Origin of the sequence: Sphingobacterium thalpophilum, from assembly GCF_038396785.1 — a bacterium.
Taxonomy (GTDB): Bacteria; Bacteroidota; Bacteroidia; order Sphingobacteriales; family Sphingobacteriaceae; genus Sphingobacterium; species Sphingobacterium thalpophilum_A.
Genome location: NZ_CP151087.1, coordinates 341,669 through 368,138, shown reverse-complemented (window position 1 = coordinate 368,138; position 26,470 = coordinate 341,669). Strand labels below are relative to the sequence as shown.

General features: G+C 40.2%; 25 protein-coding genes. 15 read left to right on the top strand and 10 right to left on the bottom strand.

Features of this window, described 5'->3' with window-relative positions:
• Positions 1–28 precede the first annotated feature (28 nt).
• From hutG to hutH, 4 genes are read right to left on the bottom strand one after another with little or no spacing between them, the layout of a single operon-like run.
• Positions 29–1,033 carry a formimidoylglutamase gene (hutG, locus tag AACH28_RS01710; protein WP_341832065.1) on the bottom strand — a complete coding sequence of 335 codons (1,005 nt, stop codon included), beginning with the start codon at positions 1,031–1,033 and terminating at the stop codon, positions 29–31.
• Positions 1,030–3,048: a urocanate hydratase gene (locus AACH28_RS01705; RefSeq protein WP_341832064.1), complete on the bottom strand. Its 2,019-nt coding sequence runs from the start codon at positions 3,046–3,048 to the stop codon at positions 1,030–1,032. Before AACH28_RS01705 ends, hutG begins: the two co-directional genes overlap by 4 nt.
• Before the next feature lie 4 nt (positions 3,049–3,052).
• Entirely contained in the window at positions 3,053–4,303 is a 1,251-nt protein-coding gene (gene hutI / locus AACH28_RS01700) for an imidazolonepropionase (protein WP_341832063.1), read from the bottom strand.
• Positions 4,304–4,310: 7 nt separating this feature from the next.
• The gene (hutH, locus tag AACH28_RS01695; RefSeq protein WP_341832062.1) at positions 4,311–5,870 is read right to left on the bottom strand and encodes a histidine ammonia-lyase; all 1,560 of its coding nucleotides are present in this window, start codon (positions 5,868–5,870) and stop codon (positions 4,311–4,313) included.
• A 77-nt stretch (positions 5,871–5,947) separates the two neighbouring features.
• Here hutH and AACH28_RS01690 point away from each other — a divergent pair, with 77 nt between their 5' ends.
• From AACH28_RS01690 to AACH28_RS01665, 6 genes are all read left to right on the top strand, one after another.
• Positions 5,948–6,880, top strand: coding sequence for a LysR family transcriptional regulator (locus tag AACH28_RS01690; protein WP_341832061.1), 933 nt, complete (start codon positions 5,948–5,950; stop codon positions 6,878–6,880).
• Positions 6,881–6,997: 117 nt separating this feature from the next.
• Positions 6,998–7,288 (top strand): antibiotic biosynthesis monooxygenase, encoded by a 291-nt coding sequence (locus AACH28_RS01685; RefSeq protein WP_088161631.1) that lies wholly within the window; start codon positions 6,998–7,000, stop codon positions 7,286–7,288.
• A 109-nt stretch (positions 7,289–7,397) separates the two neighbouring features.
• Complete coding sequence (locus tag AACH28_RS01680) at positions 7,398–7,904, top strand: S-ribosylhomocysteine lyase (RefSeq protein WP_075992695.1); 507 nt, start codon at positions 7,398–7,400, stop codon at positions 7,902–7,904.
• Positions 7,905–8,546, top strand: a complete 642-nt coding sequence (locus AACH28_RS01675) for a hypothetical protein (protein WP_341832060.1) — start codon at positions 7,905–7,907, stop codon at positions 8,544–8,546. It begins immediately after the preceding gene.
• Between the two features lie 214 nt (positions 8,547–8,760).
• Positions 8,761–10,944 (top strand): bifunctional alpha,alpha-trehalose-phosphate synthase (UDP-forming)/trehalose-phosphatase, encoded by a 2,184-nt coding sequence (locus tag AACH28_RS01670; RefSeq protein ID WP_341832059.1) that lies wholly within the window; start codon positions 8,761–8,763, stop codon positions 10,942–10,944.
• A complete protein-coding gene (locus tag AACH28_RS01665; RefSeq protein WP_070563945.1) occupies positions 10,944–12,755 on the top strand; it encodes a glycoside hydrolase family 15 protein in 1,812 nt (603 codons plus the stop codon). Before AACH28_RS01670 ends, AACH28_RS01665 begins: the two co-directional genes overlap by 1 nt.
• A gap of 75 nt (positions 12,756–12,830) precedes the next feature.
• On the opposite strand, the gene AACH28_RS01660 is transcribed toward AACH28_RS01665, so the two are convergent.
• Positions 12,831–13,100 (bottom strand): hypothetical protein, encoded by a 270-nt coding sequence (locus AACH28_RS01660; protein ID WP_046673496.1) that lies wholly within the window; start codon positions 13,098–13,100, stop codon positions 12,831–12,833.
• A gap of 185 nt (positions 13,101–13,285) precedes the next feature.
• Complete coding sequence (locus tag AACH28_RS01655; protein ID WP_046673497.1) at positions 13,286–13,864, bottom strand: hypothetical protein; 579 nt, start codon at positions 13,862–13,864, stop codon at positions 13,286–13,288.
• Positions 13,865–14,005: 141 nt separating this feature from the next.
• On the opposite strand from AACH28_RS01655, the gene AACH28_RS01650 reads away from it, so the two are divergent.
• Positions 14,006–14,356, top strand: coding sequence for a hypothetical protein (locus AACH28_RS01650; protein ID WP_341832058.1), 351 nt, complete (start codon positions 14,006–14,008; stop codon positions 14,354–14,356).
• Positions 14,357–14,398: 42 nt separating this feature from the next.
• On the opposite strand, the gene AACH28_RS01645 is transcribed toward AACH28_RS01650, so the two are convergent.
• Both AACH28_RS01645 and AACH28_RS01640 read right to left on the bottom strand, forming a co-directional pair.
• On the bottom strand, positions 14,399–14,650 hold the full coding sequence (locus AACH28_RS01645) for a hypothetical protein (protein ID WP_046673499.1): 252 nt from the start codon (positions 14,648–14,650) through the stop codon (positions 14,399–14,401).
• A gap of 157 nt (positions 14,651–14,807) precedes the next feature.
• Positions 14,808–15,983: an IS4 family transposase gene (locus AACH28_RS01640; protein WP_341832057.1), complete on the bottom strand. Its 1,176-nt coding sequence runs from the start codon at positions 15,981–15,983 to the stop codon at positions 14,808–14,810.
• Positions 15,984–16,405: 422 nt separating this feature from the next.
• Here AACH28_RS01640 and AACH28_RS01635 point away from each other — a divergent pair, with 422 nt between their 5' ends.
• The 4 genes from AACH28_RS01635 to AACH28_RS01620 all read left to right on the top strand — a co-directional run bounded on the left by AACH28_RS01635 (position 16,406) and on the right by AACH28_RS01620 (position 18,856).
• Complete coding sequence (locus tag AACH28_RS01635; RefSeq protein ID WP_070563934.1) at positions 16,406–16,906, top strand: RNA polymerase sigma factor; 501 nt, start codon at positions 16,406–16,408, stop codon at positions 16,904–16,906.
• Between the two features lie 79 nt (positions 16,907–16,985).
• On the top strand, positions 16,986–17,171 hold the full coding sequence (locus AACH28_RS01630; RefSeq protein WP_070563932.1) for a hypothetical protein: 186 nt from the start codon (positions 16,986–16,988) through the stop codon (positions 17,169–17,171).
• Positions 17,172–17,386: 215 nt separating this feature from the next.
• Positions 17,387–17,860, top strand: a complete 474-nt coding sequence (locus AACH28_RS01625; RefSeq protein WP_341832056.1) for a PA2169 family four-helix-bundle protein — start codon at positions 17,387–17,389, stop codon at positions 17,858–17,860.
• A gap of 36 nt (positions 17,861–17,896) precedes the next feature.
• On the top strand, positions 17,897–18,856 hold the full coding sequence (locus tag AACH28_RS01620; RefSeq protein ID WP_341832055.1) for a hypothetical protein: 960 nt from the start codon (positions 17,897–17,899) through the stop codon (positions 18,854–18,856).
• 8 nt (positions 18,857–18,864) lie between these two features.
• Here AACH28_RS01620 and AACH28_RS01615 read toward each other — a convergent pair whose 3' ends face one another.
• Positions 18,865–20,070 (bottom strand): FAD-binding oxidoreductase, encoded by a 1,206-nt coding sequence (locus AACH28_RS01615; RefSeq protein ID WP_070564496.1) that lies wholly within the window; start codon positions 20,068–20,070, stop codon positions 18,865–18,867.
• 125 nt (positions 20,071–20,195) lie between these two features.
• Here AACH28_RS01615 and AACH28_RS01610 point away from each other — a divergent pair, with 125 nt between their 5' ends.
• From AACH28_RS01610 to AACH28_RS01595, 4 genes are all read left to right on the top strand, one after another.
• Positions 20,196–20,951 (top strand): Ku protein, encoded by a 756-nt coding sequence (locus tag AACH28_RS01610; RefSeq protein ID WP_070563924.1) that lies wholly within the window; start codon positions 20,196–20,198, stop codon positions 20,949–20,951.
• Positions 20,952–21,048: 97 nt separating this feature from the next.
• The gene (locus tag AACH28_RS01605; RefSeq protein ID WP_070563921.1) at positions 21,049–21,675 is read left to right on the top strand and encodes a hypothetical protein; all 627 of its coding nucleotides are present in this window, start codon (positions 21,049–21,051) and stop codon (positions 21,673–21,675) included.
• Between the two features lie 163 nt (positions 21,676–21,838).
• Complete coding sequence (locus AACH28_RS01600) at positions 21,839–24,007, top strand: ATP-binding protein (protein ID WP_341832054.1); 2,169 nt, start codon at positions 21,839–21,841, stop codon at positions 24,005–24,007.
• A gap of 113 nt (positions 24,008–24,120) precedes the next feature.
• The gene (locus AACH28_RS01595) at positions 24,121–24,420 is read left to right on the top strand and encodes a hypothetical protein (RefSeq protein WP_341832053.1); all 300 of its coding nucleotides are present in this window, start codon (positions 24,121–24,123) and stop codon (positions 24,418–24,420) included.
• A gap of 8 nt (positions 24,421–24,428) precedes the next feature.
• Here AACH28_RS01595 and AACH28_RS01590 read toward each other — a convergent pair whose 3' ends face one another.
• Positions 24,429–26,447 (bottom strand): glycoside hydrolase family 43 protein, encoded by a 2,019-nt coding sequence (locus tag AACH28_RS01590; protein WP_341832052.1) that lies wholly within the window; start codon positions 26,445–26,447, stop codon positions 24,429–24,431.
• Between the last annotated feature and the right edge of the window lie 23 nt (positions 26,448–26,470).

The following is a 26,470-nucleotide window of genomic DNA, read 5'->3' as shown; positions in this document are numbered from 1 at the left end:
AACAACAATATACTTTACAGTATATTTCTTAATCAATTTTTGTTGCTATTTTGTTTGTCAACTTAAATATCAGATCAGCTGCCAATTTGGCTGTTCTGGAATCTATGTCAAAATAAGGGTTTAATTCGGCAAAATCGACAGATCTTATATTGGGTAGATCTAAAAGGATATCATAAATTGTAAAAAATAGCTGATCCGGGACAATACCGTTAAATGCCAAGGCACTTACTCCCGGCGCATAGGCTCCTGCGAAAGCATCAAGATCAACCGTCAAATACACATAATCCACCGATTTGGAGAAACGAACAATTTTTTCCCTAATTAAATTAAGCTTTTCAATGATCAAACTCTCTCTTTCAATAATCTGCACATCCTTCTCTTTGGCATAGTCCAGCAACCCCTTGGTGTTACTAATCTCCTGAATACCAATCGCTAAGTAATGAAATGGCAAATCAGCTTTAGACTGATCCTGCTCGATTTGAAAGAAGCCCGTTCCAGAATTTCCTTTGCCATCCTGCAATGGACGGATGTCTAAATGGGCATCCAAATTAATAATGCCAAGACTTTGATTACGACTCTTTAGAAATTCTTTAACACCCAAATAATGGCCATAAGCTACTTCATGGCCACCACCTAAGATGACTGGAAATCCTTCTTGTTCGAGAATACAATTTAAAGCAGCCCCAAGCCCCTGCTGGGACAACTCTAAATCACTGTCTTTTAAAAGTATATCACCACAATCTTTAAGTTTTAGTTTATCAGAAAAATGGACAGGAAGGTTTGTTAATACATTCCGGAGTGCTGTCGGTCCATCTTTGGCCCCTACACGACCTTGATTGCGTCCAACACCCTCGTCGCTACAGAATCCGAGAAAAGCAATGGACTGCCTTAAATCGGGCTGATCGAGAAGATCGACACAATCCATTAATTGATGCCAACGCATCCATTCACGATCCTGACCATCGATACGCCCCTTCCAGACCGCTTGGTCTCCTTCGTTATATATTTCCGGATTATTCAACAATAAGTTCATTCGCTCAGATCAAATAATTGTTCGATAATATCTTCATCTACAAGTTGCGCGCGCGTAACCTGCAATGTGGAATTTCTCTCCATTGCACGATCTAGCGCCTGATTAGCTTCCTTATTTCTAGCCCAGGCGCGCCTGGCAATCCCATTGTTCACATCAAAATACAGCATCTTTTCCAATTTAAAAGCTGCTTCTGCAGAGCCATCTAGCAGTAGACCGAAGCCACCGTTGATGACTTCACCCCAGCCGACTCCGCCGCCATTGTGAATAGATACCCAAGTGGCCCCCCGGAAACTGTCGCCAATGACGTTATGAATAGCCATATCTGCTGTAAATTGACTGCCGTCGTAGATATTACTGGTCTCCCGATAAGGTGAATCGGTACCGCTCACATCATGATGGTCTCTTCCCAAAACAATAGGTGCTTCAAATAAGCCACTTTTTACGGCTTCATTAAAAGCCTTGGCTATGGCAATACGTCCATTGGAATCTGCATAAAGAATACGCGCCTGAGAGCCTACTACAAGTCTATTTTTACCAGCTTCTTTAATCCATTGAATATTATCTTGCATCTGCTGCTGAATCTCCACAGGGGCTTCTTTTCGGAGCTTTTCTAAAACTGTCATGGCTATTTCGTCTGATTTTTCAAGATCCGAAGCCTTTCCAGACGTACAAACCCAGCGAAAGGGTCCAAAACCATAGTCAAAACACATTGGACCAAGAATATCCTGTACATAAGATGGGTAGCGGAATTGATCCTTTTTATCATTCCAAACCGCTGCACCGGCACGACTGCTCTCCAACAGAAACGCGTTACCGTAATCAAAGAAATAGGTTCCTTTGGCTACATGCTTATTGATGGCATCGACATGTCGTATCAAGCTTTCTTGTACACATCGCTTAAACCGGTCAGGATCGGTCGCTAACAACGCATTGGATGCTGCAAAGGTCAGCCCTATTGGATAATAGCCCCCAGACCAAGGATTATGTAATGATGTCTGATCAGATCCTACCGTGATGTGGATATTTTCGCGATCAAAGGCTTCCCACACTTCGACAATATTACCGATATAGGCGAAGGAAATTGTTTCCTTTTGATCCATCGCCAACTGTACCTGTTCAACGAGTTCATTGATATTTTCTATCAATCGGTCTACCCAACCCTGTTCATGCCGCTTTTTTGCCGCAGCGGGATTTATTTCAGCGCATACGGTGATACAGCCGGCAATATTACCTGCTTTGGGCTGTGCGCCACTCATACCTCCCAAACCAGAAGTCAAAAACACCTTGCCTTGAATGGTATCGTCTACTGCTAAATGTTTTCGAAAAGCGTTCATGACAGTAATTGTGGTGCCATGCACAATACCCTGTGGACCAATATACATATAGGAACCTGCAGTCATCTGCCCATATTGTGTAACGCCTAAGGCGTTAAAACGTTCCCAGTCATCCGGTTTCGAATAGTTTGGAATCATCATGCCATTGGTTACAACAACACGAGGTGCATGTTGTGCGGAAGGGAAAAGCCCCATTGGATGACCACTGTAAAGATGTAAAGTTTGCTCATCTGTCATCTGCGAAAGATACTGCATGGTGAGGCGATATTGAGCCCAATTTTGGAAAACAGCTCCATTCCCACCATAGGTAATCAGTTCATGAGGATGTTGTGCTAAAGCTGGATCGAGGTTGTTCTGAATCATCAACATAATAGCTGCCGCCTGCTTACTCACTGCTGGATAATCATCTATCGGTCGAGCGTGCATTGCATATTGGGGTCTAAAGCGGTACATGTAGATTCGCCCAAAACTACGAAGCTCCTCTAAAAATTCAGGTGCTAAAACCGTATGCCATTGTTTTGGAAAATAACGCAATGCATTCCGTAGGGCCAGCTTCTCTTCCGACTTGGTGAGAATATCCTTTCGTCTGGGGGCATGACTTATTGTATGATCTCGTTCTACTTTTGGAGGTAATACGGTCGGAATACCTTCCGCAACCTCACTCTTAAATGTATCTTCCATGTTGTTATATTGAGAATACTTCCTGACCATTTTTCCATACTGCTGTAGGCTGCAAGCTTCCTTGGTAGTAAGTAATATCCTGATAATTATCTGTTTTAAATAAACTAAAATCTGCTTTCATGCCCTTGGTCAACACGCCGCGATCCGACAGGTTTAAGGCTTTTGCAGCACGGTAGGTTAGTGCCGAAAGCAACTCCGCATTCGTCAACTTTTCTGCTGTTGCCAAAATACTCGCACTCGTCAGTAACTGTCCCATGGGCGCGGACCCTGGATTCCAGTCACTTCCTATTGCCAAACATGCACCTGCATCCAGCAACTTTCTAGCAGGTGTAAAACCACATCCAAGGCCGATAGAGGCTGCAGGCAGCGCTACAGCAACAGTAGCTGAGTGTGCGATAAATTCTATTTCAGCCGCAGTTGATGCTTCAAGATGATCCGCAGATTGAGCTCCGAGTTCTACAGCAATCTGACTTCCCGAAGTGGTAAATTGATCGGCATGAATAGTCAGATCAAAACCCATTTCTTTTGCTTTTCGTAAATAGGCCACAATGTCTTCCCCCTGAAAAGCCGTTTTTTCGATAAATGCGTCAATCCGATTCGACAGCCCTTCTGATTTCAATAGGGGAAAAAGATCTGTTGTGATCAGATGAAGATAATCTTTTGCGGATCCGTCGAAGTCCCGTGGGAGCATATGTGCAGCCAAACAAGTTGGAATAAGGTCTGATGCTGTACGACGATCCGATTTCTGAATGCCCCGTAATATCTTAAGTTCTTCTTTAACATTGAGGCCGTAACCACTTTTAACTTCAATTGTTGTGATTCCTTGCCTTAATAGAAAATTTGCGCGCTGGATAGTGTGATCAATCAATTCTTCTAAGTTACAATCCCGCGTATGGGAAACGGTGCTCCAGATCCCACCTCCTGCCGCTGCAATCTCCAGGTAGCTTGAGCCTGCATTTCGAAGGGCGAAATCATTCGCTCGATTACCGGCAAAAGCAATATGTGTATGGCAATCAATAAAGCCTGGCAGAGCAACCTGATCTCCTTCTACAAGTACAAGTGCCGCCTCCTTTCCCCATTGCAGTTGTAGTTGCTCAAAATCCCCCACTTCCAATATATTGTTACCTGCTATTAAAATACCTCCTTCTTTAATAATAGCCAATTGTTTATCGTGGAGCGCCCCATTAACGGGCATATTTGACATCGTTAATACCTGCCTAAAAGGTCCAACTAATTTCAGCTCTTTTTCCATCATTCTTCGTTTAAAACATTTCAAACCTTTGTTTCAAATCCGCTTCAATCTCACCTGTAGCATATTGACGATGCAATGTGATCAGTTCGCCTGATTTTACGAGCCTTTGTGCCTCAGTCAGCAGCTCTTCCATAGGTTGATCGGATTCAATATGCGGAATAGACTGGCGAATTCTTGCATGGATAGCTTCCAATGCTGCAGTCGATTTTAATGGCTGATGGTAATCCTTGGCCTGTGCCGCACATAACAGTTCAATACTTAGTATTTTATCGACATTGTCAATGACCTGCAGTAATTTTCGGCCGGCAATAGATCCCATACTGACATGATCTTCCTGGCCTAAAGAGGTAGGAATACTATCTGCACTTGCAGGAAAACAAAGTCCTTTATTCTCACTTGCAATCGCGGCAGTGCTATATTGTAAGATCATAAATCCTGAATTGAGACCGGTTGACTTCATTAACAATTTTGGGACTCCGTTGGTTTGACCTTCTAAAGACAAATAGACCCTTCGGTCCGAAATATTGCCAATTTCCGATGCGGCCAGTGTGGCATAATCCAAAGGCAAAGCAATTGACTGTCCGTGAAAGCTACCGCCACTAATGGTTAGTTCATCATTAATGATCACAGGATTATCGGTCACTGCATTTATTTCGATTTCTATGGTATCCTTCAAATGAAACCAAGCGTTGCGTGATGCTCCATGGACCTGAGGGATACAACGCAGCGAGTAGGGATCTTGTACACGAGAACAGTCTTTGTGGCTTTCCAAAATGGCCGAGCCATGAAGCATGTTAAAAATGCTTGCAGCGACATAGCGGTTTCCTGGGTGCGGGCGTAATTGATGTAATTCTGTAAAAAATGGTTTTATTGAACCATTTAAGCCTTCAATCATTAAGGTAGCAATAATGTCAGCGTTCTGAAGTACACGATTTAACTCGGCAACAGCCATCACACCATGTGCAGCCATAAATTGAGTTCCATTGATTAAAGCCAGCCCTTCTTTTGCGCCCAGCTGAACCGGTGCCATACCGTGTTTTTCCAAAACGGCAGCTGTCTCCACAATCTCCCCTTCTACGTTAACTTTTCCTAAACCAATCAATGGTAAAAATAAATGTGACAATGGGGCCAAATCACCCGATGCGCCGACAGAACCTTGTTTGGGAACCACAGGAATGACATGATTTTCAATATGCCAAATAATCCGCTCAATCGTCGTATACTGAACTCCTGAAAATCCTTTAGAAAGCGTGTGAACTTTAAGAATAAGCATCAATTTGGCCAAATCGTTGGCTATAGGTTCTCCCATACCCACAGCATGGCTTTTGAGAATATTTTCTTGTAACAGCTGCGTTTGACTTGCATCAATAAGTGTGGTACACAATGGACCAAAACCAGTATTGATCCCATAGACAACCTCACCGCGCTCAACTATTTTCCTGACATAACTGGCGCTTTGCTCGATCTTATCCTTGACTTCGGGGGAAATTTCCCCGGTAACCGTTCCTTTTGCTACCGCTAAAGCGGTGGAGCATGTTAGCTGCCCACTGCCATATAAAAATTTTTCCATTATCATAACTGCTTTACTCAAATGTACTTGCTATATTTGATAATTAGAAATACCATTTTTATCATCAATTGATAACCATGAATTATCAAATAGAGCTAAGACATTTACTGTATTTTAAAGTATTGGCAGAAGAACTGCATTTTAGAAGGGCTGCCGAAAAATTGTTTATTGCGCAGCCAGGCTTGAGCAGGCAAATTAAGCAGCTGGAGGAATCCTATGGCGTAACACTCTTTGAGCGTAATAAACGAAATGTTCAAATGACTGAAGCGGGGATGTATCTCTTTCAGGAGGTGAAAGAACTATTTAGGCACTTGGATCAGATTGAAACTCAACTTCAAAGTTTTGCCAACGGTAAAATAAGCACCTTAAAGCTGGGGTTTATCGGGTCGGCTGTTCAAACAATCTTACCGCAATTGCTTGTCACCTTAAAACAGCAGCAGCCTGATATCGAGTTATTACTTCACGAACTAGCGAATGAAACCCAACTGGATCTGTTGGAGAAAAAAGAACTGGACTTAGGGTTTGTTCGTCTTTCCGAAACGCCCCCCGGGTTATGTAGCCTGCCTATACATAGAGAGCATTTTAGCCTCGTTTTACCCAACGATCATCCCCTTTTGAAGTCGCCGCAACCAAGTCTTGATGCGTTCAAAAATGAATCATTTATCTTATTTTCCAAAAACTATAGCCACTCTTATTATGATCTCGTGATGAGTATTTTTAGTGATCATAAGTTTATCCCCAAAGTTACTTTACGCACAGTGAATGCTTTAACTATTTTCAATATGGTTGCTCAGGGACTGGGTGTTGCAATAGTTCCTTCATCTCTAAAGAACGGATACCATGTTGACGTCACTTTCCTTGAATTGGATACTTTGCCGCAGCGAACGACCCTCTCCTTGGTTTGGAATGCCCAAAATCGTAATCCCGGTATTCCATTAGTTGTTCAGATCATCGCTTCGCAAACCAACAGAGCTGGACCTGATACTGCCGACATAAACAATAATAGCTAAGCCTGCATCAAAAGAATGTCAAATAAATTGTTCGGATAAGCTTGTTATTGCATTGCATATAAAAAACAAATTCTCTAAGTTTGATATATTTACTAAACTTTATTTAAAAAACGAATTATGATTTTAGAAGTAGCTGTATTACAAATTATTGAAGGGCAACAGTCCGATTTTGAAAGAGATTATAAAACAGCTTGCCAGTATATTAGTGCGAGTAAAGGTTATATCACGCATTCCTTACGTAAATGTATTGAAAAAGATAACCAGTACATTTTGTTGGTTGAATGGGAAACTTTAGAAGACCATACTATTGGTTTCAGGGAGTCGGCATTATTTAAGGAATGGGAGAAACTTTTACACCATTACTACGATCCATTTCCAACAGTCGAACATTATGAAGTGTTAAAATAGTAGTTTTGTCGTCCTTTTCTACAATAATCTAGTATCTTTGTAGAAATTTTTGATATTCAACTTTTAACCCCTATAACGTCACAAGCGTTATAGCTTTGAACAGAACAAGATGTACACAAAAGAAAAAGCAAAAGTAAATAGTTTTACGGTAGATCATACCAAGTTAAAACAAGGGATCTACGCTAAAGCTTCTACAACCAATAACAGCAATGTTGAAAGTTATACAACTTACGACATTCGCATGATCAGACCGAATTCTCCGGAGCGTATGCTATCACCTGAGGTCATGCATACCTTAGAACATTGTTTTGCAACAGAAATTAGAACCATCTTAGGTGATGAAGTTATTTATGTTGGGCCAATGGGTTGTTGCACGGGATTTTATGTTGTATTGGCTGGAACAGCGAAAACTCCTCAGAACGTGGCGGAATTGATGAAAGAAGTATTAGAGACTGTTCTTACAGAAGGATACGAAGTACCTTTCCAAAACCCGATTAGCTGCGGAAATTACACATTCATGGATTTTCCCACATCAAAACAGGCTTGTGTTAACTTCTTAAATCTAATTACTGCCGAAGAATTGGAATTTGAGTATCCATATATCGAAGAAAATTAAATGATCCTGAATAAAGATATTGAAACGATTATCTTGGTAGCAAATAAAAATGAGCTATCTTTTAATTCGACAAGTGAATCGACTTTTGTATACGAAATTGGTGTAGGTAAAGTAAATGCGCTCCTGTCCGTAGCTACGCTTTACGAAGACATCAAAGCATTAGGGATTAGTCCTGTTCTTCTCAATGTTGGCACGGTAGGTTGTACAAGGCATCCGATAGGCCATGTCCTTTATCCGGCATACTATGCACAAGGGGATACTTATACGGATGGATTTTTCCTGGAAAACACCTTGTTTTTTAAAGGTCAAGGCGTATTGGAATCCATATCTCTTGATGAATTTCGCTACGAAGATGCACTTTTGACATCGGATCGTTTTATCAATGTAAATACTGCTTTTTATCAGGATATCAAACATTTTAATCCTTTGGCATTTGATATGGAATCTTATGCCCTAGCGAATTTCTGTTTTCAAAAAAATCTCACCTTTCATAGTATTAAAATTGTTTCAGACAATTGTGATGGCACAGTTAAAGATTGGGAAAGTATTTTAGGAGAAATTTCAGGGAGATTAGGTGATATTCTCGATCAATTCATGAAAAAGCTGGATAACGAAAAAGCTGCTGCGGTCAGTATATCGTAATCTAATGAAATAGCAAAAAAAAAGACCTGTAGAAATAGAGGTCTTTTTTTTTGCAAATTACCGCGTTCTTTCTTCAACAGCTTCCCTATTGTCTTTCTAATTTGAATTTATTCAAACTATTCTCTCCCGAGGTTGTTCAGATAAGTGGATTACAAGCCCATCGTTATTTCAATATAACTCTTCCACACTGCAAATAAATCGATCTAATATTCTTATGAAGAAAAAGAAGAAAATAATAATTTCAAATAGACTGCCGATACAAATAGAGCGAAAAAAAGAAAAATTAATCATCAAGCCGAGTGCGGGCGGACTGGCAACCGGTTTAAATTCCGCCTTTGATACGGATGAAATACTTTGGGTTGGCTGGCCGGGAATTGTTCCCAAAGATGAAGAGGAAAAAGAAAAGATTGTCGAGCTTCTCAAACCGATGAACTTGCTTCCTGTTTTCTTATCCAAAGATGAAATACGCAATTTCTACGAAGGTTATTCCAATGAGGTCCTCTGGCCTATTTGCCATTATCAGCCGAGCTACATCCATTTTGACCGCGAATATTGGTCTACCTATGTCATGGTAAATAAGAAATTCTGCGAGGCTGCGCTTTCTATCGATGAGCCATCCGATTTTATTTGGGTCCATGATTATCAGCTTATGCTGCTCCCTCAACTGCTGCGTTCAGAGAACCAAGAGCTCAACATCGGTTATTTTCACCATATCCCTTTTCCTTCGGAGGAACTCTTTATGAACATTCCGCAACGTAAAGAATTGGTTGAAGGTTTACTGGGAGCAGATCTTATCGGATTTCATACTTTCGCCGATAGTCAGAACTTTCTAAATGCCTGCAAAAAAATACTGCATGTATCATCTGGACATAACCAGCTCAAGTACAAAGACCGTCATATATTTATAGAATCCTTTCCGATGGGTATTGATTTTGATAAATTCGTCGAAGTCAGCAGTCAGCCTAAAATCCAGGCCATTGCAAGCCAATTCCGGAGCCATTTTCCCGATCAAAAGATTATTATAGCTGTAGATAGGCTCGATTATAGCAAAGGGATATTAGAGCGATTACGTGCATTCCTCACTTTCCTTGAAAAATACCCCGAATGGCATACAAAAGTTGTGTTATATATGCTTATCGTGCCCTCCAGGGATAAGGTATCGCAATACAAAAAACTGAAAGATGAGATTAACCGGAAGGTGAGTGAAATCAATTCCATTTATGGCAATCTAAGCTGGACGCCAGTATTATATTTTTATAAATCGCTTCCATTCGAAGAACTGGTTGGATTATATGTTGCATCCGATATCTGTATGATTACATCTACGCGAGATGGGATGAATCTTGTAAGTAAAGAATACATCGCCAGTAAGACTTTGTCAAAGGGCGTATTGATTTTAAGTGAGTTTGCAGGCGCCTCCAAGGAACTTGTTGATGCCTTGATTATTAACCCCTATAACCGTACGGAAACGGCAGACAGTATTTACCAAGCGCTTAAAATGCCGCCCGAAGAAATTCAGGAACGTACCGATGCCAATATTCAGATTATACAGAAGTTTAATGTGCAGCATTGGGTGCAGCTTTTTACCAATCGTTTGGCTGAGACCAAAGCCATACAACGTGACGAATGGGCAAGACGAATCTCGGATAAGGTATTGAATAGTATTTCAGAAAGGTACAGCAAAAGTAGCAATAGACTCTTTTTTCTGGACTATGACGGTACCTTGGTCAAATTCCAGAATCATGCCCAGAAAGCGAGTCCGACGACCCTGTTGTATAACCTTTTGGATAATATCATTTCTGATCCACTCAATACATTGGTCATCATAAGCGGCCGATCACAAGAGAGCCTATCGTCTTGGTTTGACGGTCGGTCTTACTATTTGGTTGCCGAACATGGCATTTGGTCAAATTTCCCAAATTTCAACTGGTCATATAAAAAAGGACTGGCACTTCATTGGATGCCCGAAGTAAAAAAATTGATGGAAAAATTGGCCGACCAAACTCCAGGCGCATTTATTGAAGTCAAGCCTTATTCGTTGGCCTGGCATTATAGAAAAGTAGAATTAGGCTTGGGCGAACTTAAAGCCACTGAATTAAAAGAGATTTTAAACCCGATGCTGAATGATTATGGCTTACAGTTACTTGACGGAAATGCGGTCATTGAGGTTAAAAATACGGAAGTTAACAAAGGTAAAGCAGCATTGGAAATTGCAGGTCATATAAAAGCAGATTTTATGTTGGCCATTGGCGACGACATTACCGATGAAGACCTATTCCGTTATCTTCCTCAATCGACGATAAGTATTAAAGTTGGTAGCAATAAGTCTGCGGCAAAATATTATCTGGATGAACAAGAAGATGTTCTTCAATTTTTGAATCAACTTATCATAAAATAATGAACGAAAATACAATGGAAAAAAGACATACCTATCAATCTGGAATCATTGGCAATTGTTCCTATATTGCGCATGTCGGTATGGATACCAATATATCTTGGCTGTGCTGGCCCTCTTTCGAAGATAGCTTTGTATTTGGCAGTATGCTCGACAAACAGCAAGGCGGGCGCTTTGAGATCAGCTCAGAGGAACCTATTGTCGAAACCAAGCAATACTACATCAAAAACTCCAACGTGCTCTGCACGGAAATCCATACAGCGTCCTATGCCTATCGCGTTACGGATTTTGCCCCTCGATTTGAACAATTCGGACGATATTTTAAACCTTTGATGTTGGTCCGGAAGATCGAACCTTTATATGGGGTCCCCAGTGTAAACGTTAGGTGTCATCCTACTGGCGACTATGGCCGATTGGCACTTAAACCAACCCGTGGAAGCAATCATATCCTGTATAGTAACGACCAGATCGGGGAACGAATTCGCCTTACTACGGATCTGCCCATTTCTCATTTCTTTCAAGAGGAGAGCTGGACCATCATCAGTGAGAATAAATACCTTGTATTGACCTATGATGCTGCTTTCGAATCAGCTATCGCAGGTACCTGCGAAGATTTCCTCCATAAGACAATTAGCTATTGGCAGCGATGGATTAAAAGATGTAGTATTCCCAACATCTATCAAACAGAAGTTATTCGATCCGCTTTGGTGCTAAAGCTCCATCAATATGAGGACACAGGAGCAATTATAGCAGCTTCGACAACAAGCTTGCCCGAGTACCCTGGTTCTGGCAGAAACTGGGACTACCGCTATTGCTGGGTACGGGATAGCTACTATGTGCTAACGGCACTGACGCATATCGGTCAATTTGAAGAAATGGAAAGCTTTGCAAACTATATTGCCGGCATCACACATCGTAATCCGGGAAGGCTTCAACCATTGTACGGTATTCTCGGCAATTCCGAGCTTACGGAACATATTTTACCCTATCTAAAAGGATATCAGGAAAGCGGTCCAGTGCGAATCGGGAACCAGGCGTTTGAACATATCCAAAATGACGTCTATGGTCAGGCTATGATTGCATTGTTGCCTCTTTTCACTGATCAGCGTTTTAAAATCCATGAAAACAAAAATGTCTTAGGCTGGGTGAATTTTATTCTGGAAAAAATAGAAGCCACAATCGAGGAAAAAGATGCCGGCATTTGGGAGTTCCGGAACTTTGCCAACCATCACTGCTATTCGAATCTTTTCCAATGGGTTGGATGCAAAGCTGCCCTATTAATTGCACGCCAAAATGGTTATCAGGATATGGAGGATCGCGCGAATGTTCTCCTAAAAAAGGCAGAAGCTTACATTGAAGCTTGTTATGACGAGGAGCGAAAAGTCTATCAAAACGCATTAGACAGCCGAAATTTAGATGCAAGCACCTTACAGCTTATTGTTATGGATTATCTTGACCCAAAATCGGACCGTGCACGTCATCACCTCGAGATGCTGGAAAAAGAATTAAAAGGCGAAAATGGACTTTTTTATCGGTATAAGCATCAAGATGATTTTGGCCGCCCCAAATCCACGTTCTTGGTCTGTGCATTTTGGTATGTAGAAGCCTTGGCCTGCGTAGGGCGTGTGGAAGAAGCGAAAGAGATTCTCGAACGTTTGCTGACCTACAGCAATCACTTAGGTCTGTTCAGCGAAGATGTTACGGAAGATAACGGTAGCCAATGGGGTAATTTCCCTCAAGCCTATAGTCACGTTGGATTGATGAATGCTGTTTACCGCCTAGCGATAAAATTGGATAAACCAATTTTTCATTAACATAAAACAAACATGAAGGTGTTAAAAAGTCAGGTTAACACCTTCGGTTTGAGCATTCGAAAGCGCTATCGGTGCTTATATTAAGGTCTGTTTGTATCGATCAAAATGCTCACAGATTTCTTCCACCCCAATTTGTTTACCCATTAAATCTATAAAACGGTTCTTATACAATGAGAAAATATATAATCCTGTTGCCAAGCTTCCCACCACAAAAATACCTTCCTGCTCGTTGCTTTTGACCAGTTTATTATTTAGATGACATTCCTTAAGCAATGGTATATCATAAGAAGACCATTTCCCCATTTTATCTTTTAGTACCAACCCTATATTTTTTGTTCCAGTCATCGTAATTTGCTCCTTTCTTAAAAAGGGAACATCAGTAATTGTCTAAATGTTTGCATCATTTGCTGATTCCAGCAAAAATGCGTCTTTTATACACAGTATCAAGTATAAACACGTTATATAAAAAAAGCATGTTTTCACCATTATGGTTTGAAAACATGCTTTTATTAAGTCTGTACGAGATTAATCTATCTTTTGCCAGGCAGATAGATCTGAAAACCCAAACCTACCCCCAATCCACTCGCTCCACTACCCGTATTGATATTGGCTTTACTGTAGTTATAACCGAAGGTGGCTTCCAAAGCCACTGTCCTGGTAATAAAATGTGCATAACCCACATTCGCTCCTACGGCCAGCGCAACATCTTTCCCTTTCGAGCTACCCGAAATCCCGATGTCTCCCTGCCCAAAGAATCTCCCTGTAGTTGAACCTGCATTGGGGAAGTAATAGCGTACAAAAGGTGCAACCCCATATGTCCATTCATTATCAGCATCCTTTACTGTGGCCAAACCTAAGTTGGCTTGCGCTCCGATGGCCAAACCATCCGAAACAAAATAGCCCGCTCTCGGTTGAAGTGCAATGTTAAACGATTTTGCTTCAAAGCTGTAGCCTAGATTACCGATCGATCCACCGACCATCCAGTTTCCTTGCTTTATAGGTTCGATGCCTACCTCCGATGACATCTGTGGCGTGGTCTCAATTTTCTGCGCATGGGCCTGATACCCAATACCTGCTGTTATTAATAAAAGAAGTGTCGATTTTTTCATATATATGTATGTTCTAAATTACTTTAATTTAATAACAAGGTCAATAAATGAAAAGTTTTAAATTTATCATTAAAATATAGGTATCACCTTTAATAAAAAAAAACAACCATTCAGTTTTAATTACTGTTCTCTATTAAAAAGATGATGAATACAGCAATTCAATTTGGTGATTCTATTTCACATTCATATTGGAGAAACTCCATGTACATAAACGAAATAGACCCTTTAGACAACGATCCAAGTACCGACGATGGCACTTCTGTACGTCAGCAGCCTCAAGTCCCTTCACAAGAAGACGTAACTCCTGACCTATACTATCCTGAAAATGCAGAGGGGCCAGATCCAAGTGAAGAAGAACAACGCGATCGTAGTAATAAAGAAAAGATTAATACGGAAGAGGATCAACATAAAGAGCAACCGGATCATTCGGAAGAAAATATTTATGATGCTGATCCGGATCAAAAGAAAGAGCAAAAAAACTCCCTTAATTAAGGGAGTTTTTTTATCAGATATATTGATAGGTCGACGAAATGGTTACGGTTTTGATTTACTATTATTGATACTGTCTTTCCTAAGTGTGTCTGCTAAACTCGTATCTTTCTGCATGGTCATTTTTTGCTGTTCGCTTAAATTATAGCGGGTTTCGTCGGCATCAGTAGGTGCAATGTTGTCTGACTGACCGCTTCCTTCAGTTTGATTTTTGGTCGAGTTTTGGCACGAAAAGGATAGTGCAGCACAACATAATAATGTTCCTAAAGTTAAGGTGAATCTTTTGCTCTTTTTCATAGTCTATTTTATTTTGCGTTAATCTTTTTCGATAAGAACCACATTCAAAGCTTATTAGTTCAATAAAAGCTCACATCTGTCCTAAATAAATTTTAGGATTCGATTTCTGTGGTACAAGCATAGCTTTTTTCATCATTTCGATATTGACCCCTATTTTTCAATCTGCGAAGATCTTTAGCTGTCCCTTTTTTCCTTTTATAGGCGGCCTGAAAAAGGGATCATCTATCCATTGCCAGATGTTTATTTTCACGAAGATATTCATTCTGATGAATGCGACCAGATTGGACAGGTTCCAGTCATATTTGGCCTTTTTTTGTAAGTATTTTAACAGTAATATGCCAATGAGTGAAGTCCAGATCTGGATCATCACTGCATTTTCAGAAGTCCCTATGAATGTCGATACTTTTAAGCGCTGCTTTAGATGCTTGAAGAAGACTTCGATATGCCAGCGTTGTTTATAGATGTTTGCCACCAAAGAAGCCTTCCACTTCGTATTATTGGTCAAAAAGTGGTACTCATTGCCAGTGGTGCTGTCCCAAAAGTGGACTAGGCGTAGCGGCTTGCCGTTGTATTTATTGCAGGCAGCACCGGATAGCTCAATGAGCTCATCCTTAAGGATCCCCTTTTCCATGAGTGCTTCACTCTGATAGGACTTGATAACCTTGTACTTCATATTAACTTTACTCCTGGTAACGAAGTAACACCCCCTGCTGTCCAAATCCCCAAGCCAGCTGTAATCCACGTAGCCACGGTCCACTACCACCACGCTTCCCTTGGAAAAACTGTAACTACCGGCTCGCTGGCTCTCATGTACTTTTCCATCGGTAATCTGCATAAAAACAGGTAGGCAGCCATCATAATCCAAGACAGTGTGCAGCTTTACGGCACCTTTGGTGCTGCGAAACTTTGCCCAGTCAAATACAGATAGACATAAGGGGATGATGCTTGCATCCATCAGATATACTTTACGCTTTAGCTGAACAAGATCTTTGCGAAAATGCGTATCCTTTTGCCAAAGCCTTTCCAAAACAGAGAAATAAAGATCTTTGAAAAGTTCATGGGTACGGTGTGTGTTGATATAGGATATATTAGACTTACTTGGAGCTCTTACTACACCTAAGTGGTTCAGATTACCAGTGGTACTGCGTAGACCGTTACTAATATCACGGACCGAATCTGCCGAGGAAAAATGACAGAAAAGCATACTGACTAGATGCGTCCAGCTGTTGATCCCTTTCTGATGTTTGTCACTTTTGTGCTTTGAAACCAAATCTTTGAATAATTCGCGGTCGATAAGAGATAAAATCTGACTAAAAACATTTAAATTTATCATGGCGGTGTGTTATAATTTTGTGATTTAAATATAGCGATCTCGCTATATCAAAACACCGCCATTTTTTAAACGTTTAGGACGCAAGTGATAAAAGCTGATAAAAACAAGAAATTTAAAACTTGCTTGAAAAAATGGACACTGGCATAAATCATTAAAACAGGTAATACCCGTAATAAAGACATTTTTTTTAGGAACAAATACCCAATTAAAAAAAACTATTCATGGCAGTAAATTTTATTGCGACACGTTTAATCCTGCTTTTTTGTAGTGTTTCTACTACAAAATCAACGATACGCAGCATTACGTATTTTTCCCATATACCTGTTTAAACAAGGTTTGGATGACCTCTAAATCGCAAAACTAGCACTTTAATTGTACCTCTGTTTATCGAATACACATCAATCAATTTAACAAAAGGTACTATGAACAATTCCAATTTAAATTTGTTAGTCGAAGAAAAAAGAAGTCTTTTGAAACATTTCGCGGGAAAATTCACCAATGATCCTGATGAAAAAGAGGATTTGATTCAAGAAACACTTATCCGCGCATTAAAATCGATCGATGATTTTATCCGTCACCCCAAGTTAATGTCTTGGCTTTACGTTATTATGAAAAATGTATACATCAATCAATACCGCAAAGCGAAGCGTACGAATGATATCCACGAAACCTACATCGGTCTCGAAAGTACCAACACAATAGAAACAAATAAAAGTGACAATAAATTCATCGCGGATGATATTGAAAAAGCGATGTGCAGTTTATCTGAAGAAAATTATCAAGTGTTTCAATTATTTCTCGAAGGATACAAGTATCATGAGATAGCCTCTTATTTTGACATGCCCGAAGGCACTATAAAAACCCGGATCCACATGACAAGAAAGAAACTTCAAAAGCAACTTAAAATTTACAGGCTCAAATAAAAAACAAAAAGGTGGTTCTAGGGTTATCTATCTAGAAGCAGCTAACCGACATCACAACAATTCGTTAAATGGTAAACATATGAAATCAAGAGTTAAAATAAATAATCAGCAAGCTATGGTCATTGCGCTAATTATCTGCGGCGGTCCGATAGGAAAAGGAAATAGCAAAACCATTGTTCAACCAGAAGTTTCGGAATCAGTAGACAAGAAACAGATTAAGGTCGATACGGAAAAAGGTAAAAAAACTTCTTTTAATAAAAAATAAAGATAGCAATTACCGTCCAACGGCTGCTTTAGCAATTTAAAGCAGCCGTTTTTTTTTGCGTTTCGCTCCAGCTATCGTGCAACAATCTACTGATGGTACGCAGTATAAAATCGCCTTCATGGATGAAATTATACCTATCCAGTTCTTTCACAAAACTGCAGGGCTACTTGAGGCGTTCTTAAGTGAAAAATAGAAATTCACAAAGCCGACATTAAATGGAAAACAATACGGTAAATGATCGTACATTAACCAGCGACCTTATACAGATCAACAACGATCGGATTGCAGGTTATCAAAAAGCTGTAGAAATAGCCACGCGCCTCCATCTTGAACATTTAAATAACACCTTTATTGAGTTTATGAACCAATCCGAGGTATTTATTGAAGAATTAAAACCCTACCTAGCTCCGCGGGAAGACGACTCAATCGGAGGAACGATGATCAGTGGCAAGCTATTCAGAATTTGGATGGAGATAAAATCCGCCATTTCAGGAAATGATGAAAGGAGTTTACTATGCAGCTGTGAGCAAGGTGAAGATGCCTTTACACATACCTATAAGGATGTTGTTGACCATGAAGACTGGGAAATCAGCCATGATCTGCTCCTGCTCATCGAAAAACAACTTGGTATACAGCTCGAAGCTCACGAATATATTAAAACGTTACGAGACAAGGCCACAACGTCTTAACCTATTATCAACATATTTTACAAGGGAAAATGCACTATGAAAGCAAGAACGGGGTATACAAGAAGAAAAGTAGGTAAGTCTTTTAAATATTTCGACGCTTCGGAAAAGGAAGTGTCCGATAAAAAGGTTTTAGAGCGGATCGCAAAACTCGTTATTCCACCAAATTGGACAGATGTTTGGATTGCTAAAAGCTCAAAAAGCGATTTACAGGCTTTTGGCTTCGACCAAAAAGGACGCAAACAATATATCTATCATTCCAAATTTGTCGGCCAACGGCAAGCTGCAAAGTTTAGCAATATCCTCTATATGGGTAAATACTTACAAGAGTTGAGAAACATCAGTTCCAAACGCCTCAAACACGAATTTTGGGACATGGATAAACTTTGTGCAGTTGCTTTTAAAATAATGGACAGTACATTGATTCGTATTGGCAATAAGCGTTATACACTGACAAATAAATCGTATGGGCTGAGTACTTTGGAAAAAAGACACGTCAGCATTGAAGGCAATCGGATATCGCTAGCCTATAAAGGTAAAAAGGGGGTTTTCCAGCAGAAATCCTGGACCAACAAACAACAAGCTAAACTTTTGGAAGAATTACTAAAAATGAAAGGCAAAAGGATATTCCAAATGGATAGTGCAAGTTGCGAAAGCACTTTCTGTGGTTCCGCATTTAATCAGTATCTGCGGAAGAATTGTACGGGTGAGATCAGTTGCAAGAGTATTCGCATTTGGGGCGCCAGTCGTGAAGCCTTTTATCAGCTTGCGCAAACAAAACAGGCGGAATCACTCAGTGCACGGAAAAGACAATTAAATAGCGTCATCAAGAAGGTTGCAGAGCAACTTGGTAATACGAAGTCTGTTTCGCAGACTTATTATATCCATCCGGCCATACAACAGGTATTTATGGAAGCAAAGTTCCCCTTTATAAAAGATAAATTACCACTAGCGAAGCTTGAAGAGAGAGTATTCCGATTTTTACGTAAACATGGCTAAGCAGGAAATTACCGGCCAAATCTAAACCATTCTTCCAATGGATGGTTTAGCTTATGAAGCCAACTCGCAACCATCTCCATTGCTGCAACAGAAAAGGTTATACCATTTCCGCCGAAGCCACATACAAAATATGAATTTTTGAACTTTCTATGTTCTCCGATATAAGGTAATCCATCTTTGGTCGTCCCAAATGTACCTGCCCAAGTAAAATCAGTGCGGAAGGTTTTATCGACAAAAATTTTATTAAATGACTGCGCTAACTTATGAGACTTCTTTGCAATGAGCTCATCTCGCTTGATGGGATCTCTAAAGGTCTCATCTTCTCCTCCAATCAGAAACCTATCGTCGTCTGTTGTTCGCATATACAAATAGGGCGTGGCCGTATTCCAGATGAGAAGGTCGCGATATAGCTGATTATGTTCTTTATCAGCTTCCGATACAATAGCAAATGTGCTTAGCAGGTCAACAAATTTTTCGGAAATGAGATTTGTTGTTTCGTATCCTGTACAATAGATAATCTTTTCCGCTTTGATTTTAGCCCCTGTTGAAGTAATCGCTGAATTATAACCAGACTTATAAAACACTTTTTCCAACGCTGTTTTGTCAAAAATAGATAACCCTCGGTTAACATTATATGCCAATAGTTCGTGTGTGAAACAAAAGGCGTCAATGCTTGCCCCTAGATCCGAAAGTATACCCCCATAAGCACCGCACATTGCATAACGTTCCCTGATATCCCGCTCCGTCAGCCACTTGACGTCGAAGCCAGCTTCTTGCCTTGCTTCGAACTCCACCTTTAGCCAAGCTATATCCTTTTTCTTTGCCGCATAGTAGAGTGACTGTTTGCTTCTAAAACCAGCTTTCGATCGGATTTTCTTGGCAAGTCTACCTAATTTATCAATCGCTTCTCCACAGGCTCGGTAGCTCGCAATTGCCCCCTGAATGCCGATTAATTCCTTTAATCTATATAAGGGAATATCAATCTCATATTGTAACATGGAAGTTGTTGCCGCCGAACTCCCATTCACAATTTCCCGCTTATCTATAAGAACACATTTCTTTCCATCGGCCATACATTGATGCGCAATCAAGGCTCCGGTGATCCCCCCTCCTACAATAAGTACATCACAGCTTATATCTTTTTGTAAGGAAGGATAGGTATTTAAGAGACCATTCTTCACCAACCAAAATGGCTCATTTGACTTTAAATCCATGATAATAATAGCAGCTTTACAGTATATAACCGATTCCTTTAGGAATAGTTTGCCAGCTATTTTATTAAATTTCAAACCATTCCTCCATAGCGAAGGTTATCGTATTAGCAATAAATGGACAACATATGCGTGCAATTTGGACAGGGGCTATTGGTTTTGGCTTAGTTAATATTCCCATAAAATTATATAGTGCAACTGAAAATGCAAGTCTCGATTTGGACATGCTTGATCGTAAAGATTTATCCAATATTAAATTCAAACGGGTAAATGAACAGACTGGTAAAGAAGTAAAGTGGGACAATATTGTTAAAGGATACTTTATGAAAGACCACTATGTAGTTTTGGAAGACGCCGATTTTGAAGATGCAAGTCCGGAGAAATCAAAACTTATCAATCTGCATGCATTTGTAAAACTGATGGATGTTGACAGTATTTATTTTGAAACACCTTATTACCTCGAACCACAGAAGGGCGGTGAGAAAGCTTATCAGCTGCTTGTCAAAGCTTTAGAAAAAACAAAAATGGCGGGTTTAGGAGCATTTGTGATGCGAAATGTCGAACATCTAGCCCTTATAAAACCCTATCGTAATGCATTGGTATTGAATAAAATTCGCTATCAGCAGGAGATTAGGGGCTTGGACGACCTTAAATTGCCCACTACAATAAAAATTCAAAAGGTGGAAATGGACATGGCGACACAGCTGATTGAGCAGCACAGTAAGTCCTTTGATATTAGTAAATATAAAAATGAATACATGGACGAGCTCCTAAAAATTATCAAGCAAAAAGACAAGGGAAAACGCCCAACCATCCGAAAAATGAAAGTTGAGCATACAAAAGCAGACGATCTCCTTGCCAAACTAAAAGCGAGCTTGGGTTAAGACGCACCGACATAAAAACCTAGGTGGCTTAGCTACCTTCAAGGAAGCTAAAAGCAGGAATAAGAAATCCAGTATTTTAAACATAAATGGAAAAACGATGAAAAATATCATACCGGAACAAAAAGAAGGGAAAAGACTTGATTGTTTTGAATCACTTGAATTTGCAAGTGAAGATATCGCTAACTTAGCATTTGAATTGGGCGTAGAGAACCTGAGAAAGGTCAACCATTGGTACACGTTAGCCCAATTACCCGCTACCACATTTCAATTGACAGGCGGTTATGGTACACCGATAGATCGCTTACTCGAATTACATGATTATATCAGACTGGATATCCCCGGGCCGGGACTTCCAAGTAGCGGTGGTTATGACTGGGTGCATGTCGTTAACCTCACGCTAGACAAAACCGATGATTATAAAGTTTTTGCCCTAACCTTAAAGCCTTGTCCCGATCCAAGCCATCCCGGCGATAAAAATACAGCTCATTTTTTCGAAGGAATTTCATCGTCAACTTTCCTGATCGAACAGCGTAGAAACAGTATATTGTTTCAATATGCTGGCAGAAACGAGATCATAAACGTTGACAATGAAAATTTTAGCGATAATGTTCGGAACTATCTCGTCGGTTTGGCGGCGAAAATAGGAGCCTCCTATCCGCAGTGGAAATCATTAATTAAAGGAATGGCGAATGCTGTTGCCAAAGAATTTAATGCCCATTTATAGTATGTTACATGTGAGAAAATGGTACTATTTTTAATTCCAAAGTAAAAAGAAGCCAATAAAGCAATTTTATCTACTTTCCAACGTTCTAATATTAAAGATTCGATCTATGTTGTCGTAATTTTTTTTCGTACATTTATGTATACATTAGGAGTTTTGGGGTACTATGAATCATACAATCCAATCGAGCAATCAAACCGCTATTAAGCTTCAATCTTTTGGCAAACTGGTCATTTTAGATCGGCACTTTACGATCGTCGGAGTAACGGAGTCTGTCGTAAATGAACATTATACCAGTGAAGCTCTATTAGGAACTCATTTTTTTCATAGCTTTGGCCATATCTTCGGCGAAGCTTTGTTAAAAGTGAGGAATGCTGTGATGGAACTTCTTGAAAACGGACAGTCGCGCCACATTTTACCCATTAAAATTAAAAACGACCGTGTTTATGTAAAATTACGTAGACATGATGAATATCTTTACATTGAATGGGAACAACAACATAAAAAATATATTGCCGCTAAAAAAATTAACGAGCTCAATTTTTTGTTGGATACCATTCAGCCAAATAACTGGAATCGCGTTTGTTCGGCCATCAACAAGATATTGAATTATGATCGTGTTTTCGTTTTGCAAATTCAAGAAACGGGGTATAGTTCGGTGATTGCTGAGCATACGGCAAATGGACGGTCTTCTTTCAAGGGCAAGGAATTCTCCAAAGATTTTATGCCCGAGGAAGTTTTGTCTTACTATCGTAGTTATTCGTATAGATACGCTCCCAACATGGACGATCAGGGACAAGAATTCTATTATAAAGATGAGGCCATCGATCCCCTTTCGAGCTTATTATCTCCTCTGCCTGAACTCCATCAGCTTTTTTTAAAAGAAATAAATGTTCAAAGTGCCCTTTTTTTTCGAATCTGTATTGATGATGATTTTTGGGGACTTGTGGTTGCGCAGCATGACGAAAAGCGTGTAGTCGACCTACAACAACGAAAACTATGCACATTTGCCATCCAGGCGGCAACCAACAAATATGAAAGTCATATTAAACAGAATCTTTTGGAAAGAACAGAACTTCTTAAGCTTGCAGAAGAAGAATTAAAGAAAAGTCTCTCTGAAAATAAGATGGTAAATTGTGCCTTGATACAACATATGGACATTCTAACTCAGCTTGTGGATGCAGATGGTTTGGCAATTTTCAATCAAGGCGACGTTTTTAACTATGGGCAGTCTCCTCCTAAAGCACAGTTTTATGAACTCATTCAATTCCTGCAGAAACATACCGACAAAGCCCTCTTTAAAGACTACAACTTTCGTCTAAATCATCAAGAAAACTTTAAAGAAAAGCTTGGTTTTGCCGGTCTAATGTATTTAAAGGTAGGCTTGGAGAACGATTATTACATCGTTTGGTTTAGAAGAGAATATAGCAGTCAGGTCATGCAATTGGAGTTAAAAGAAGAACAGGATGGTAAAAAGCAGCTCAAAATCTGGGAAGATACGCGTTATGATGTTGCCAAGCCATGGAATGATGCTGAAATTAACTTTGTACTTCGCTTAAATCAAATCATCAAAGAATCCATCTTTGCGAAATTGAAAGAACGCCAGCTCCTCAATGACGAACTTCTCAGCTTAAACAATGAATTGGAAATGTTTACCCATACGCTTTCCCACGATTTGAAAAACCCGCTGTCCATCTTAAAAATGGGTATACAATTTCTTCAGCAACACCCCGACAATATCGATTTTAAAAAAATCAATAAATGGTATCAGAATTTCAGCCGAAGTGTCACCAACATTGAGGATATTATCAACAATATGGTACAATTAAGTCAACACCGATCCAGCATTTTAGACAAAGAGCCACTTCCAATGGCCTACACCATTCAGCGTATATTCCAAGAAAACAGTATTCTATATAACGTCAATAATTGTCGGCCCACTTTTGGTACATTATTGCCTATTTGGGGCGAGAAAAGTGCCGCTTATCAAATTTTTTCCAATTTAATTATCAACGCTATAAAATATTCAGCCCAGTCGGACAGCCCTGTGGTATCCATAGATAGTTCGCATGAAGATGATTATACCCATTATCAAATCAAGGATAATGGAATTGGCATACCCAGTGAACACCTACCGCACATATACGAAATGTTTACAAGGGCGGATAACGTGGGCTCCATACCAGGTACGGGCATTGGTCTTTCACTCGTAAAGCGCATCATGGAGCGGTTGGGAGGAAATATAAAAATTGAATCGGAAGTCGGTTTGGGTACAACAGTTCATCTTTACTTTCCAATTGTTAAGCCATTTCCCGAACAAATGTTGCTCAATTAACCTGATGCAGCATCCTGAAATCTCGCAAACTATTTCCTTGCTGATATTGTTCATTATTCGAGAGAATACAACGCGAATAAAGAGGGTTGTACCACTTAAACGAAATCGAAAACATGGAAGAGATATTGCAACATGCAGTAGTAAAACGAGGTTTGATTATTGCCTATTACTTTAGTAACATATGGTATCGTAAAGGATTATTCGGGCAACATACTATTCCGGATCCCAATGATACTGATCCAATTGAGCGTCCTGAACCGGACGTGGATGAAACCGATCCTGAAGAAGAAGAAAATGTCAATTATGCCCATAAAAAGACACAAACAAGCGACGGAACAAATGCTAGATCGGCCTCGTCCGCTGCTTGGGATGAAAATGTCGAAAATCCGGCAATACCCAAAAAGACAGATTGACCCGTGGGTCAATCTGTAACGATATGCAATTGGCCATTTTCATTAAAAAAAACGTCGCTGATAAAAACGATGCGTTTATCACCCGTTTTTATAGTACGTCCGTGATACACACAGCGGAGCTTTCCTTCTCTATCGCTAAATAGGCTATTGTGTCCGGTACCCGAAATTACTCTCCCGCTATGGGTATTTTTTTCAATGATTGGGTTAGCAGGTGACTTTTCATAGCTTCCCAATGGGGCAGTTGCCGTTCCATAGCCTACCGCATAATTGGCTCCAGCAAAATAGTTGGCGGAATACATCATATAATATTGTCCGTTTTTTTTCATTAGAAAAGAACCTTCTGTCCATCGTCTATTTATCTCACCCGAAGTGACTGACCTACTCTCCCATTCAGCCTGTGCGTCATTCATCGAAACTGGAGGTCGCATTAAAAGGACTGGGTCCCCGATCGTTTTAGTCATACTGCTGTCCAATTCAACACCATACACCCAGCTCTCTTCGATCCTGCTATAGCCATACTTCTGCTTCGCCCAATCCGCAACCTCCGACTCCACCGGATGCTCGTAGCAACAACGCGAATAAAACAGATAATTCCTATTGTCGGTATCTCTAAAAACGTTCGCATCAATAATTGGATATCCCGGATCAAAAATAGGTTTTCCAGTAAGGTCTTTGAATGGCCCTAAGGGACTATCCGCCACAGCTACCCCGATGCGATAGTTTTCAATATGTTGTTTTGGATTATCTTTCCAATGGGCGCTATAATACATATAGTATTTGTTATTGACCCGGTAAACTTCAGGCGCCCAAAAATCTTTTTCTCCCCAGCCATTAGGCTGGTTGGCATCATATACTTTCCTTTCCTTCGTCCATGTTTTCAGATCTTTGGAACTATAAGCAATAAAGCCGTTTTCAGTTCCACCTGTGCCATATAAATAATATCGATCGGTAGGCGGATCAAATACAATAAAGGGATCGCCAAAGGCTACATCCGTTTGATAGGATTTTCCATTCTGGGTCAATCCCTGATCTGTAGCCAGGAAGCGAAACTTTGCGGTATCAAACCGAGGAACCGTAATACCATCACCAGTTGATGCAAAATTAAACGGTATGATAGCGGTTCTCCGAGGTGCCACTTTTTCATCTGAAAAGTGTGTGTGAAAGACATAATTCCATTGCTTTCCTTTTTTGAAAACGTCGCCATGTCCAGTTCCGGCAAAACCGCTATTTTTTCGGCTTAATGCCGGCTGACCTTCCAGTTTTTTCCAAGGCCCATAGACATTATCCGCGATTGCCACGCCGACAGCATAGTCTTTATTTCGAAAATCATTTGCCGAATAAAACATATAATAATACTGGCCTTGCTGGATAACAGTAGGACCTTCGGTAACCGTCCACTCTGCATTTGCTGTATTTTCCCAGGGTAATTCCGCATGGACACATTCTTTTAGCGTCTCTCCTTTTATTCCCGAATAATCGGACTTTAATTCGGCGACAAAAATTCTATTTCCTTGCGTTAATCTGACATGAAACAGGTATTTCCTCCCATTGCGATCGCTGAATACAAATGGATCTATCTGCTTTTGCCCGACTTCAAGTGGTGCTTTGGAAGTTTGCTTAAAAGGACCTACAGGGCTATCACTAACTGCAATTGCTATATGCTCATCTGCTGTATAAGCCATATAAAATTTACCCTTTTCAAACCATACTTGTGGCGCCCAAAATCCCGTCGATCCAAAAGCATCTCCTTTTAAAAGAGCAAAACCTGAAGTTGTGCCTGCCGGGACCTTCCAATGTTTCAAATCTGTAGATTGATACACTTTAAACCCCTGCTGTTCTTCAGAATCTCCATTCGTACCGTACAGGTAATAATATCCCCCGTAAAAGAATACGGTTGGATCAGCCTGAAAAATCCCGTCTATTGGAATATTCGCCTTTCCTATCGATACTGCTGTGGTATGCTGTGCGATTGTCGTCTGTACAAAAGACAGAAAAAGGGCACTAATTAAGAGGTATATTTTGTTCATTGAATTGAATAGCTATTTGGTAT